This is a genomic window from Streptomyces shinuiensis, from assembly GCF_043660855.1.
GTDB lineage: Bacteria > Actinomycetota > Actinomycetes > Streptomycetales > Streptomycetaceae > Streptomyces.
On the sequence record NZ_JBIHML010000001.1, the window covers coordinates 3,632,913 to 3,645,318 of the forward strand.

9 protein-coding genes are annotated in these 12,406 nt (G+C 73.5%); 1 reads left to right on the forward strand and 8 read right to left on the reverse strand.

What is annotated here, in order from left to right:
* Nucleotides 1-104: 104 nt before the first annotated feature.
* Nucleotides 105-2,834 carry a phosphoenolpyruvate carboxylase gene (gene ppc / locus ACGRHY_RS16650; RefSeq protein ID WP_394638086.1) on the forward strand — a complete coding sequence of 910 codons (2,730 nt, stop codon included), beginning with the start codon at nucleotides 105-107 and terminating at the stop codon, nucleotides 2,832-2,834.
* A 113-nt stretch (nucleotides 2,835-2,947) separates the two neighbouring features.
* Here ppc and ACGRHY_RS16655 read toward each other — a convergent pair whose 3' ends face one another.
* The 8 genes from ACGRHY_RS16655 to ACGRHY_RS16690 all read right to left on the reverse strand — a co-directional run bounded on the left by ACGRHY_RS16655 (nucleotide 2,948) and on the right by ACGRHY_RS16690 (nucleotide 12,401).
* On the reverse strand, nucleotides 2,948-3,736 hold the full coding sequence (locus ACGRHY_RS16655; protein ID WP_394636122.1) for an LAVTG motif-containing sortase-dependent surface protein: 789 nt from the start codon (nucleotides 3,734-3,736) through the stop codon (nucleotides 2,948-2,950).
* A 212-nt stretch (nucleotides 3,737-3,948) separates the two neighbouring features.
* Nucleotides 3,949-4,494 (reverse strand): hypothetical protein, encoded by a 546-nt coding sequence (locus tag ACGRHY_RS16660; protein WP_394636123.1) that lies wholly within the window; start codon nucleotides 4,492-4,494, stop codon nucleotides 3,949-3,951.
* Between the two features lie 97 nt (nucleotides 4,495-4,591).
* Nucleotides 4,592-5,182, reverse strand: a complete 591-nt coding sequence (pth, locus tag ACGRHY_RS16665; protein ID WP_394636124.1) for an aminoacyl-tRNA hydrolase — start codon at nucleotides 5,180-5,182, stop codon at nucleotides 4,592-4,594.
* 107 nt (nucleotides 5,183-5,289) lie between these two features.
* Nucleotides 5,290-5,880: a 50S ribosomal protein L25/general stress protein Ctc gene (locus tag ACGRHY_RS16670; RefSeq protein WP_394636125.1), complete on the reverse strand. Its 591-nt coding sequence runs from the start codon at nucleotides 5,878-5,880 to the stop codon at nucleotides 5,290-5,292.
* A 223-nt stretch (nucleotides 5,881-6,103) separates the two neighbouring features.
* Nucleotides 6,104-7,081 carry a ribose-phosphate diphosphokinase gene (locus ACGRHY_RS16675; protein ID WP_394636126.1) on the reverse strand — a complete coding sequence of 326 codons (978 nt, stop codon included), beginning with the start codon at nucleotides 7,079-7,081 and terminating at the stop codon, nucleotides 6,104-6,106.
* 90 nt (nucleotides 7,082-7,171) lie between these two features.
* Entirely contained in the window at nucleotides 7,172-8,638 is a 1,467-nt protein-coding gene (glmU, locus tag ACGRHY_RS16680) for a bifunctional UDP-N-acetylglucosamine diphosphorylase/glucosamine-1-phosphate N-acetyltransferase GlmU (RefSeq protein ID WP_394636127.1), read from the reverse strand.
* Between the two features lie 198 nt (nucleotides 8,639-8,836).
* Nucleotides 8,837-9,862, reverse strand: coding sequence for a coiled-coil domain-containing protein (locus tag ACGRHY_RS16685; RefSeq protein ID WP_394636128.1), 1,026 nt, complete (start codon nucleotides 9,860-9,862; stop codon nucleotides 8,837-8,839).
* 241 nt (nucleotides 9,863-10,103) lie between these two features.
* Nucleotides 10,104-12,401: an SUKH-4 family immunity protein gene (locus ACGRHY_RS16690; RefSeq protein ID WP_394636129.1), complete on the reverse strand. Its 2,298-nt coding sequence runs from the start codon at nucleotides 12,399-12,401 to the stop codon at nucleotides 10,104-10,106.
* Between the last annotated feature and the right edge of the window lie 5 nt (nucleotides 12,402-12,406).

The window sequence follows — 12,406 nt, forward strand, 5'->3', positions numbered from 1 at the left end:
CGAACCCGGTTGGCAAGAACCCTTCCCCGGCCGGAGAGGTCCCCACGCCGGGCCGTCCGGGTACCCCGGACGCCCGAAACGAACCCAGCGCACCCGAAGCCCCACTGGAGGCCACCCCCGAAGCCCGTGCCGAGACCAGCGCGGCCCTGCGGGCCGACATCCGCCGGCTGGGCGATCTCCTCGGCGAGACGCTCGTCCGCCAGGAGGGCGCCGAGCTGCTGGAGCTCGTCGAGCGCGTACGCGCCCTGACCAGGACCGACGGCGAGGCCGCCGCCGCCCTGCTCAGCCGTACCGACCTCGCGACGGCCACCAAGCTCGTGAGGGCCTTCTCGACCTACTTCCACCTCGCCAACATCACCGAGCAGGTCCACCGCGGCCGTGAACTGCGCGTCCGGCGGGCCGCCGAGGGCGGAAACCTCGCCCGCACGGCGGACATGCTCAAGGACGCCGACCCCGCTCACCTGCGGGACACCGCGCGGAACCTCGGCGTGCGCCCGGTCTTCACCGCCCACCCCACCGAGGCCGCCCGCCGGTCGGTGCTCACCAAGCTCCGCAAGGTCGCCGAGCTGCTGGAGAACACCGACCCCAACGAGCGCCGCCGCACCGACCTGCGGCTCGCCGAGAACATCGATCTGATCTGGCAGACCGACGAGCTGCGCGTGGCCCGCCCCGAGCCGGCCGACGAGGCGCGCAACGCCGTCTACTACCTCGATGAACTGCACCGCGACGCCGTCGGCGACGTCCTGGAGGACCTCGCCGCCGAGCTGGAGCGCGCCGGAGCCCCGCTCCCGCCCGCCACCCGCCCGCTGACCTTCGGCACCTGGATCGGCGGCGACCGCGACGGCAACCCCAACGTCACCCCCGCCGTCACCTGGGAGGTGCTGCTGCTCCAGCACGAGCACGGCATCACCGACGCCCTGGAGCACGTCGACGAGCTGCGCGCGGCCCTGTCCAACTCCATCCGCATCAGCGGTGCCACCGAGGAGCTGCGGGATTCCCTGGAGCGCGACCTCGAACTCCTGCCGGAGATCAGCCCCCGCTACAAGCGGCTCAACGCCGAGGAGCCCTACCGGCTCAAGGTCACCTGCATCCGGCAGAAGCTGCTCAACACCCGCGAGCGCCTGGCCGAGGGCGACCCGCACGTGCCCGGCCGCGACTACCTGGGCACCGGCGAACTCCTGGCCGACCTGGAGCTGGTCCAGAACTCCCTGCGCGAGCACCGCGGCTCGCTGGTCGCCGACGGCCACCTGGAGCGCGTGATGCGCACCCTGGGCGCCTTCGGCCTCCAGCTCGCCACCATGGACGTGCGCGAGCACGCCGACGCGCACCACCACGCCCTCGGGCAGCTCTTCGACCGGCTCGGCGAGGAGTCCTGGCGCTACGCCGACATGCCGCGCGACTACCGGCGGCGGCTGCTCGCCAAGGAACTGCGCTCCCGCCGCCCGCTGGCCCCGCAGCCCGCGCCGCTGGACGCCGCCGGAGCCAAGACCTTCGGCGTCTTCGAGACCGTCCGCAGGGCGCTGGACACCTTCGGCCCCGAGGTCATCGAGTCCTACATCATCTCCATGTGCCAGGGCGCCGACGACGTCTTCGCCGTCGCCGTCCTCGCGCGCGAGGCGGGCCTGGTCGACCTGCACGCCGGCTGGGCCCGCATCGGCGTCGTGCCGCTGCTGGAGACCACCGACGAGCTGCGCATCGCCGACGAGCTGCTGGACTCGATGCTGTCCGACCCCTCCTACCGGCGCCTGGTCGCCCTGCGCGGCGATGTCCAGGAGGTCATGCTCGGCTACTCCGACTCCTCGAAGTTCGGCGGCATCACCACCTCCCAGTGGGAGATCCACCGGGCCCAGCGGCGGCTGCGCGACGTCGCCCACCGCCACGGGGTGCGGCTGCGCCTGTTCCACGGCCGCGGCGGAACCGTCGGCCGCGGCGGCGGCCCCACCCACGACGCGATCCTCGCCCAGCCCTGGGGCACCCTGGAGGGCGAGATCAAGGTCACCGAGCAGGGCGAGGTCATCTCCGACAAGTACCTCATCCCCTCCCTGGCCCGGGAGAACCTGGAGCAGACGGTGGCCGCCACCCTCCAGGCGTCCGCCCTGCACACCGCGCCCCGCCAGTCCGACGAGGCGCTGGCCCGCTGGGACGCGGCGATGGACACCGTCTCCGAGGCCGCCCACAGCGCCTACCGCGCGCTGGTGGAGGACCCGGACCTGCCCGCGTACTTCTTCGCCTCCACCCCCGTGGACCAGCTCGCCGACCTCTACCTCGGCTCCCGCCCCTCGCGCCGCCCCGACTCCGGCGCCGGCCTGGACGGGCTGCGGGCGATCCCGTGGGTGTTCGGCTGGACCCAGTCGCGGCAGATCGTGCCCGGCTGGTTCGGCGTCGGCACCGGCCTGAAGGCGGCGCGCGAGGCCGGACTCGACAGCGTGCTGGACGAGGCATACGGGCGCTGGCACTTCTTCCGCAACTTCCTGTCCAACGTCGAGATGACGCTGGCCAAGACGGATCTGCGGACCGCCCGGCACTACGTGGAGACGCTGGTGCCGCAGGAGCTGCGGCACATCTTCGCCACCATCGAGGCCGAGCACGAGCTGACGGTGCGCGAGGTGCTGCGGGTCACCGGCGAGCGGGAACTGCTGGACGCCCAGCCGGTGCTCAAGCAGACCTTCGCCATCCGCGACGCCTACCTGGACCCGATCTCCTACCTCCAGGTCACGCTGCTGGCGCGGCAGCGCGAGGCCGCCGAGCGCGGCGAGGAGCCGGACCCGCTGCTGGGCCGCGCCCTGCTGCTGACGGTCAACGGCGTCGCGGCGGGCCTGCGCAACACCGGCTGAGGCGCGCCGCGTCCGGGGGACGCGGACGGGCAGGCGAACGGCGAGGGGTCCCTCTCCCGGATGGGAGAGGGACCCCTCGTCTGGTCCGCGGCCGTACGTCGCGCCCCCGGGGATCAGCTCTGGGTGGCCTTGCGGCGGCGCATCACCAGGTACGAGCCGGCGCCCAGCAGCGCCGCGGCGGCCGCCGCGAGCGCGGCGACGGGGGCCTCGGAACCGGTCTCGGCCAGGTTGCCGCCCTCGCCGGCCGACTCGCCCGGCTCCTCGCCGCCGGCAGCGCCCTCGGTGGCCTCGCCGGTCGAGCCCTCGGCGGTGGTGCCCTCCGTGCTGCCGCCGGTGCTCTCCTCGCCGCCCGCGGCGCCCTCGGTGGTGCCCTCCGTGCTGCCGCCGGTGGTGCCCTCGGTGGTCTCACCGGTGGTGCCCTCGGTGGTCTCGCCCGTGGAGCCACCGGTGCCACCGGTGCCACCGCCGGTGGTGTCGGTGGCGGGGCAGGTGTGGGACAGGTTGAACTTGTCGTCCCTGACGCTGCCCTTGATCTCGGCCTCGATGTCGACGAGCTTCGCCCCGGGCTCGGACGCCACGTAGGCGTGCTTGTCGGACGGCGGGCCGAACTCGGTGATCGTCTGGGTGCCACCGGGCTCGAAGGTGACCGTGAGCTTGACGAACCCGGGCTTCTCCTTGCCGCCGCCCGGCAGGACGAAGTGCCAGCCGTCCTTGTCGGCCGGGACGGTGGGGCAGTCGCCCTCCTGCGGCGCCGCTCCGTCGCCCTCGGTGGCGGTGCGGGGCAGTGGCTGACGCAGCTCGGGGGAAGAGGACCCCGTCGCGAAAGCGGGGGCGGCCGGGGCCAGCGCCATGCAGGCCGCCGCGGCCACGGCTGCCGCACGCTTGGAAGTGAGAATGCGCATGAACTACCACCTTTGGTGGCGGGGGACATCTGGGACGTGTGGGGGAAGAGAGAGGGGGGTGGGCGTAGCCTTTCCCGCCGCACGGAACCGGTCAAGCGCGATACGCCGTATCTGTCCCCATGCGCCACCTCTGCCCCAGAGGGTGTCGTGTAACAATCAGATCAATATCAAGATCGAAGTGCTTGGGATCGGGAGTCCCGGGAAAGCGCAGCTCACAGCAGTGCGAACGCCGCCCCCATCAGCGCGACCCCCAGCAGTCCGGTCCCCCACGCGGTGCGCCGCATACCCAGGCCACCCCCGATCACCGGCGAGGCCAGCACCAGCGCGCCCGCCAGCGGCAGCCACGCGTACAGCGCACCGGCGGTGCCGGTGCGCACCACCTCGGCCCTGTCCGACCTGTCCGAGCCCTCCCGTCCGGGCCACAGCGCCACCGGGAGCCGCTCGCCGGCCTCGTACGACACCGGCGCCTCGACGGCGACATCCGGGCGCGCGTCCTTGTCGCCGCCCGCCGGCGCGAACGACCCCGTGCACGTCCACCCGTCGCACTCGGCGACGGTCAACGTGCCGCGCACCGCGCCGCGTTCGGCCACCGCCTGCCGTGTGCCGTCGAGGGAGGTCCACACGCCGGCCATCAGCAGCACAGCCGCGACCACGCCCATCAGCGCCGCCCTCGCCAGCAGCAGCAGGCCGTACGCGCTCTCACCGGCCCGGCGCACGGGGCCGCGCCTGGCGGAGGTGCCCAGGAACCCGGAAGACATGGCGGGATCCTGGGCCACAGGGAAGCGGACGGTCAACCTCCGCGCACCCCGGCGTGCGCCCCGGGGCCCCGCGATCCAGGCGCGGCTCAGGCGCGGCTCACGAGTTGTACGTGCCCTGCGCCCGCTCCAGGCCGTCCACCAGCAGGCACTCCACGGCGTCCGCGGCCCGGTCCACGAAATAGCCCAGTTCCTTGCGCTCGGCGGAGGAGAAGTCCTTCAGCACGAAGTCGGCCACCGGCATCCGGCCCGGAGGGCGGCCGATGCCGAAGCGCACCCGGTGGTAGCCGGGGCCGAGCGACCTGGTGAGCGACTTCAGCCCGTTGTGGCCGTTGTCGCCGCCGCCCTTCTTCAGCCGCAGCACCCCGTAGTCGATGTCCAGCTCGTCGTGGACCACGACCAGATGCTCCAGGGGCACCTTGTAGAAGTCGCGCAGTGCGGTGACGGGGCCGCCCGAGAGGTTCATGTACGACATCGGCTTGGCCAGCACCACCCGGCGGCCCCCGGTGCCCGGAGCGCCCAGCCGGCCCTCCAGCACCTGCGCCCGCGACCGGTGCGCCCTGAACTTCCCCCCGATCCGCCCGGCCAGCAGATCGGCGACCACGAACCCCACGTTGTGCCGGTTCGCCGCGTACTCCGGACCGGGGTTGCCCAGGCCCACCACCAGCCAGGGGGCGTCGGCGTCGCTCATCGTCGTCTCTCTCCTACAGCGGACCTACAGGGGAAGCGCCACGGCCGCCGGCCCGCGCCCACGGCGCGGGCCGGCGGCCGGAGAAAAGAGGGGGCGAGCCCCGCGGATCACTCCGCGGCGCCCTCACCCCCGGTGCCTTCGCCCTCAGCGGCCTCGGAGGCCTGCGCGGCCAGCACGTTGAGGACGACGGTGTCCTCCTCGACGGCCAGCGAGGAGCCCTTGGGCAGCGGGATGTCCTTGGCCAGGACGGAGTCGCCGGCGGCCAGACCCTTGATGGAGACGGTCACGGACTCCGGGATGTGGGTGGCCTCGGCCTCCACCGGCAGCGTGTTCAGCACGTGCTCCAGCAGGTACTGGCCCGGGGCCAGCTCGCCCTCGGTGTGGACCGGGATCTCTACGGTGACCTGCTCGCCCCGCTTGACGACCAGCAGGTCGATGTGGACCAGGAAGCCGCGGATGGCCTCGCGCTGCACGGCCTTGGGGATCACCAGCTCCTGGCGGCCCTCGACGTCCAGCGTGATCAGCACGTTCGAGGTCTTCAGGGCCATCATCAGGTCGTAGCCGGGAAGGGCCACGTGGACCGGCTCGGTGCCGTGCCCGTAGATGACACCGGGAACCTTGTCCTCGCGGCGGAGCCTGCGGGACGCGCCCTTGCCGAACTCCTTGCGGACCTCGGCGGAGATCTTGACGTCAGCCATGACGCACTCCTCGTCTCTCAAGTCGGTTCTGTGGCGGTTGCCAGAGCTACTCGGCCACGACTGACCTGCTGCGAAGAGCGCGTCGATAACGGATCACCGTGCCACCGCGGGCACGGCTCCCTCGCCGAGCAACTCCACGAGTCTACCGCCCCGGGAAAGCGGGGGCGGACACGGCGGGGGCGCCGCACCGGGCATCCCCCGGTGCGGCGACCCCGCCGAACCGTTACGCCTGCTCGTCGAAGAGGCTCGTCACCGAACCGTCCTCGAACACCTCGCGCACCGCGCGGGCGATCGTCGGCGCCATCGACAGCACCTTGATCTTGTCGACGTCCACCTCGCTCGGCGTCGGCAGGGTGTTGGTGAAGATGAACTCGCTCACCTTGGAGTTCTTCAGCCGGTCCGCCGCCGGACCGGACAGCACACCGTGCGTGGCCGCCACGATCACGTCCTCGGCGCCGTTGGCGAACAGCGCGTCGGCGGCCGCGCAGATCGTGCCGCCGGTGTCGACCATGTCGTCCACCAGCACACACACCCGGCCCCGCACGTCGCCGACGACCTCGTGGACGGTCACCTGGTTCGCCACGTCCGGGTCGCGGCGCTTGTGCACGATCGCCAGCGGTGCGCCCAGCCGGTCGCACCAGCGGTCGGCGACCCGCACCCGGCCCGCGTCCGGCGAGACCACTGTCAGTTTGGAACGGTCCACCTTGCCGCCCACGTAGTCCGTCAGCACCGGCAGTGCGAACAGGTGGTCGACGGGACCGTCGAAGAAGCCCTGGATCTGGTCGGTGTGCAGATCGATGGTGAGGATCCGGTCGGCGCCGGCCGTCTTGAGCAGATCGGCGATCAGCCGCGCGGAGATCGGCTCACGACCGCGGTGCTTCTTGTCCTGCCGCGCGTAGCCGTAGAACGGCACGATCACGGTGATGCTCCGGGCCGAGGCCCGCTTGAGCGCGTCCACCATGATCAGCTGCTCCATGATCCACTTGTTGATCGGAGCGGTGTGGCTCTGCATCAGGAAGCAGTCGGCGCCACGGGCGGACTCCTGGAAGCGCACGTAGATCTCGCCGTTGGCGAAGTCGAACGCCTTCGTCGGGACCACGCCGACACCGAGCTGCCCCGCGACCTCCTCCGCCAGACTGGGGTGGGCGCGGCCGGAGAAGAACATCATCTTCTTCTGGCCGGTCGTCTTGATCCCGGTCACAACACAATCTCCTTGCGAGCATCGATTCGTCGGGGCGCACCACGGTGTGCGCTTCTCACGGTACGCCCTGCCCAGCGCACTTCCGCCAGGTCATCCCTGGTTCACGGGGCCGTCGCCGCTCTCCCGGGCGGCGGCCTGGGCCGCCCGCGCGGCCGCGCTCCCGGGACGCTTGCGGGCCACCCAACCGGCGATGTTGCGCTGCTGGCCGCGTGCGACGGCCAGCGAACCGGGCGGCACGTCCTTGGTGATCACGGACCCGGCGGCGGTGTACGCCCCGTCCCCGACCGTGACAGGAGCCACAAACATGTTGTCCGACCCCGTCCGGCAGTGCGAGCCGATCGTGGTGTGGTGCTTGTTCACCCCGTCGTAGTTCACGAACACACTCGCGGCGCCGATGTTCGAGTGCTCGCCGATCGTCGCGTCGCCCACGTACGACAGATGCGGCACCTTCGTGCCCTCACCCACCTCGGCGTTCTTCATCTCCACATACGTGCCCGCCTTCGACCGCGGCCCCAGACGCGTCCCGGGCCGCAGATACGCGTACGGGCCCACCGACGCGCCGGGGCCGATCTCCGCCGAATCCGTCACCGCGTTGGACACCACCGCGCCCTCGCCGACGACGGTGTCCGTCAGCCGGCAGTTCGGCCCGACCTCGCAGCTCGCGCCCAGCCGCGTGGACCCCAGCAACTGCGTACCCGGATGCACCAGCGCGTCCGGCTCGTACGTCACCGTCACGTCCAGCCACGTCGACGCCGGATCCACCACCGTCACACCGGCCAGCATCGCCCGCCGGAGCAGCCGCTCGTTCAGCAGCCCGCGCGCCTCGGCGAGCTGCACCCGGTTGTTGATCCCGACGATCTCCCGGTGGTCGCCCGCCACGCACGCGCCCACCCGGTGCCCCTGGGCGCGCAGAATGCCCAGCACATCGGTCAGGTACTCCTCGCCCTGGCTGTTGTCCGTGCCGATCCGGCCCAGCGCCTCGGCCAGCAGCCGCCCGTCGAACGCGAAGACCCCCGAGTTGATCTCCCGGACCGCCCGCTGCTCCTCGGTGGCGTCCTTGTGCTCCACGATCGCCGTCACCGTGCCGTCCTCGGAGCGCACGATCCGCCCGTAACCGGTCGCGTCCGGCACCTCGGCCGACAGCACCGTCACCGCGTTGCCCTGCCCGGCGTGCGCCTCGGTCAGGTTCGACAGCGTCTCGCCGGTCAGCAGCGGGGTGTCGCCGCAGACGACCACCACCGTCCCCGACGGGCGCACCCCGTCGGCCGCCAGAGCCTCGAGCGCCGTGCGCACCGCGTGCCCGGTGCCCCGCCGCTCGGCCTGCACCGCCGTACGCGCCTTCGCGTCCAGCGCCGCCAGATGCCCGGTGACCTGCTCGCGGCCGTGGCCGACGACCACCACCAGCTCCTCGGGATCCAGCTCACGGGAGGCCGCCACCACATGACCCACGAGCGACCGCCCGCAGATGTCGTGCAGGACCTTGGGCCTGGCGGACTTCATGCGGGTGCCCTCACCCGCTGCGAGGACGACGACGGCTGCCGGGCGGTTGGCGCTCACGGGTGTGCCCTTCGGCTTCGGGACGGAACTTCGGACGTCTTGTGGACGGATGGCGGGACGGGCCGCCGCACCGACACGGAACCCGCCCGGAGGACCACTCCCGCACACCCGGCGGCCACCGCCGGTTCACGGGACGGACCGCGGCGAAACCGCGCGGGAAGGTGCGGTGTCATCCGCAGGATACCCGGGGGGACCCGGTCATTCCGCCGGTGCCCCCTGGCCCGGCACCGTCGCACCACCCGTGCCGCCGGGGCCGCCGGAGCCGCCCCTGGCCTCCGCGTCTTCCGTGTCTTCCGCGTCTTCCGTGACTTCCGCACCGTCCGCGGCCCCCGGGCCGCCCGGGCCGCGCCCGGTGATCGCCGCCAGACTCGCGCGCACATGCGCCATGTGCTGCCGCACCGCCTCCCGCCGCTGTTCGTGCGCCCGCACGATCCGCTCCGTCTCCCGCTCCACACGCTCCTGCCGCAGCCGTGCCCGCCCCAGCAGCTCCGCCGCCCGCTCCTCGGCCTCCGCCTGGAGCCGCCGCGCGTCCTCCTCCGCCCCGGCGGCCTCCCGCCGCGCCCGCTCCAGGGCCGCCTCGCCCCGCCCGGACAACCCGGCGACCCGCTCCGCCACCGCCGACTCGTGCGCGGCCAGCTCCGCCGCCCGCTCCTCGGCCTCCTCCGTCTGCTTCCTCTCCTGCGCCAGCAGCAGCGCCTCACAGCGCTCGGCCATCTCCCGCAGCTCGCGCCCGCCGGCCCCCCGCAACTCCTCGGCCTCCGCACGCGCCGCCGCCCGAAGCCGTCCGGCCCGCTCCCGAGCCCGCCCGAGCAGCGCCTCCGCCGCCTCGTCCGCCTCCGCACGCACCCGGGCCGCGCCCTCGCACGCCGCCTCCCGCCGCGCCCGGCCCTCCCCCTGCGCCCGCTCCAGCACCCGGCGCGCCTCCCCGTGCGCCGTCTCCCGCAGCTCCCCGGCCTCGGCCTCCGCCTCGGACAGGATCAGCCGGGCCCGCTCACCCAGCGCCTCGTACGTCTGCGGAGGCAGCGCGGCGACCACCCCCCGCAGCCGGTCCGCCTCCGCCTCCAGCTCCCCGGCCAGCACCCCCAGCCGGGTCAGGCGCTCCCGTGCCTCCTCCAGATCCCCGTAGAGCCCGCCGGTGAAGCGGTCGACCTGCTCGGGCCGGTAACCGCGGCCCCGTACGACGGCGAAGCCGTGAGGCGACCTGGACGCATACGACGCAGACATCGTGAACCCCAACCTCCACACAATCCGGCGGACATCCCACCCAGCATGCGCCATGAGACCCCATGTGCCGCAACCGACACAAACCGCGCGAACACCCACGGAAGCGTGATCCTCCCGGTACGCCCCCCGACCGGAGGAACAGCACGGGAACGGCACGGGAGCAGGGCTGGAACAGCCGTGCCCGGCCTCCGCTCAGCGGAGGCCGGGCACGCACACACCGGCAAAGGCCGGGACGCGACGGCTAAAGCAGCCCGTCCCACATCTGCTCGAGCAGCACCGACCACCAGTTCTCCGGACCGGCCGGCGCCGCCGGATCCAGACACGCCAGCATTCCCTGGAAATCCACCGTCCAGCGGCCCGCCTGCTCCGGCGTCAGCCCGTACCGCAGCCGCCACATCCGGCCCAGCAGCGCCAGACACCGCACGAACTCCGGCAGACCGCTGTTGACGAACTGCACCGCCGCCGGCCCGCCGCCCGCCGGAGCCTCCAGCGGCACCGCCACGATGTGCGCCGTGCCGTACTGCACACACAGCTGCCGCCCGTAGTCGTTGCCCATCACCAGATACGAGGCCGCGTCCGCCGCGGGCAGTACCCCGCGCTCCTGTGCCAGCTCCGCCAGCGTCGGCACCGGACGCCCCGGCTGCGCCTGCGCCCAGAAGAACGGACCGAACTCCACCGGCAGACCCGCCCACATCAGCGTCTGCGCCACCACATCCGGCACACCCTGCCGGGAGACCGCACGCTGATCGAAACGGAACACCGCCTGCGGACCGAACGCCTGCACCAGCTCCTGCGCCACACCGTCCGGCCCGACCGGCGGCGCCGGCCGGAGCAGATGCGGCGGCGGCAGCGGCACCCGCACCGGCGCCGGACGCGCCGGACCGTCGGCCACCTGGTGCAACTCGCCCTGATGCACTATCAGATGACGCACACCCTGCCGACGGGAGGCCACATCACGCCCGTACGGCGCGGTATGGCTGATCCGCACCTGCGGCCAGGACTCCCGCACCATCCGCGCGCAGTAACCACCGGGAACGTCGCAGCACTCCAGCTCCGTGTGCAGCTCCAGCACCTGCTGCGGCGGAACGTTCATCGCCCGCAGCTCGTGCAGGATCTGCCACTCCGGGTGCGGAGTGCCCGGCGCCGAACGGCGGATCAACTGCTGCTCGGAACCGTCCGGCGCGCGGTAGCGCAGCACCGCCATATAGCCGGGACCGACCATCGGCACACCGGACGGCTGCTGCGGATAGCCGTACGACGGCGCACCGGGAGGAACCCCGGGCGCACCCGGCGGCGCGGTCCCCGGACCGCCGGGGCCCGCCAGCACCGTCGCCGCGTGGTGCACCCCGCCGCCCGGGGCGGCCGGCACACCCGGCGGGGGAGTCCCGGCGTCCCCCCGGGACGCCACCTCGTCCGCGGACACCAACTGCGTCGGCGCATAGGCCGCACCACCGGACGAACCCCCCGGCGAAGCCGCCCCCGCACCCCCCGGCACACCCGGCTCACCGGGCGGCGGCGGCACGGACGACCCACCGCCGCGCCTCGGCGCACGGCCGGTGGCGACATCAACCGGCACTCCCGGAGCGCCGGGCGGCTGCGGAGCACCCGGCGGCGGCGGAGCACCCGGAGCGGCCGGCGGGGGAGTACCGGGGCCGCCGGGAGCTCCGGGGCCGACCGCCGCCGGGTCGGCCAGCACCGTCGCCGCGTGGTGCACCCCGCCCGGCGGAGCCTGCGGCGGCCGCATGTCCTGCGCCCGCGGCCGCTCGTCCCGGGCCCGCGGGGCGTCCTGCGGACCACCGACCGCCGGAGCCACCGCCGTCCTCGGCGGCGCACCGCCCTGCGGCAGCAGCGCCGTCTTCGCCTCCGCGCTCGCCCCCGGCGCCGGATCCGGCCCGCCGTCCTCGTCGTCACTCCCGCTGATCGGCGGCGCGAACACCGTCGCCGGCGGCCGCACCGACGCCACATCGCCCCCGCTGCCGCTGGTGTCCGCCGCATCCCACGGCGAACCGGAGCCGGAACCGGAAACCGGTGCCGGAGGAGGCGTGGGCGCGGAAGCGGAGGAGGAAGCGGGCGCAGGCGCCGGCGACACGGAACCCCCCGACGCCCCGTCCGAACCGGCGGCCTCACGGCCACCCGGAATCCCCAACCGGTCCGCCGCCTCCTGCAACCACTCCGGAGGCGTCAGCAGAAACGACGTCGCCTCCAGATCCACCCGCCGCGGCGCAGCCGCCGACACCGGCGCCGCCGAAGCCCCGTACTCCTCCTCGTACCGCCGGATCACCTCACCCACCGGCAACGCCGGCCACAGCGTCGACTCACCGCTGTCCCGCGCGATCACCAGCCGCTGCCGGCCACCCCCCGGCGACGGACCGTCCGCACCGGGGGTACCACCCGGGCCGCCGGGCCCAGGGGGAGCCTCGGCCCACGCCACGAAACCCAGATCGAACTCCCGCACCCGCACCTCACGGTGCTGATACGCCGGAACACCGCCGTTGACCCAGCGCTCCGCACGCTCCTGCGCCTGTGCGAACGTCACCATCGAGT

What these genes read in the sequence shown, in the direction of transcription:
- ACGRHY_RS16655 (WP_394636122.1), bottom strand. Translation starts at nt 3,736, where the DNA reads ATGCGCATTCTCACTTCCAAGCGTGCGGCAGCCGTGGCCGCGGCGGCC.
- ACGRHY_RS16660 (WP_394636123.1), bottom strand. Translation starts at nt 4,494, where the DNA reads ATGTCTTCCGGGTTCCTGGGCACCTCCGCCAGGCGCGGCCCCGTGCGC.
- pth (WP_394636124.1), bottom strand. Translation starts at nt 5,182, where the DNA reads ATGAGCGACGCCGACGCCCCCTGGCTGGTGGTGGGCCTGGGCAACCCC.
- ACGRHY_RS16670 (WP_394636125.1), bottom strand. Translation starts at nt 5,880, where the DNA reads ATGGCTGACGTCAAGATCTCCGCCGAGGTCCGCAAGGAGTTCGGCAAG.
- ACGRHY_RS16685 (WP_394636128.1), bottom strand. Translation starts at nt 9,862, where the DNA reads ATGTCTGCGTCGTATGCGTCCAGGTCGCCTCACGGCTTCGCCGTCGTA.
- ACGRHY_RS16690 (WP_394636129.1), bottom strand. Translation starts at nt 12,401, where the DNA reads ATGGTGACGTTCGCACAGGCGCAGGAGCGTGCGGAGCGCTGGGTCAAC.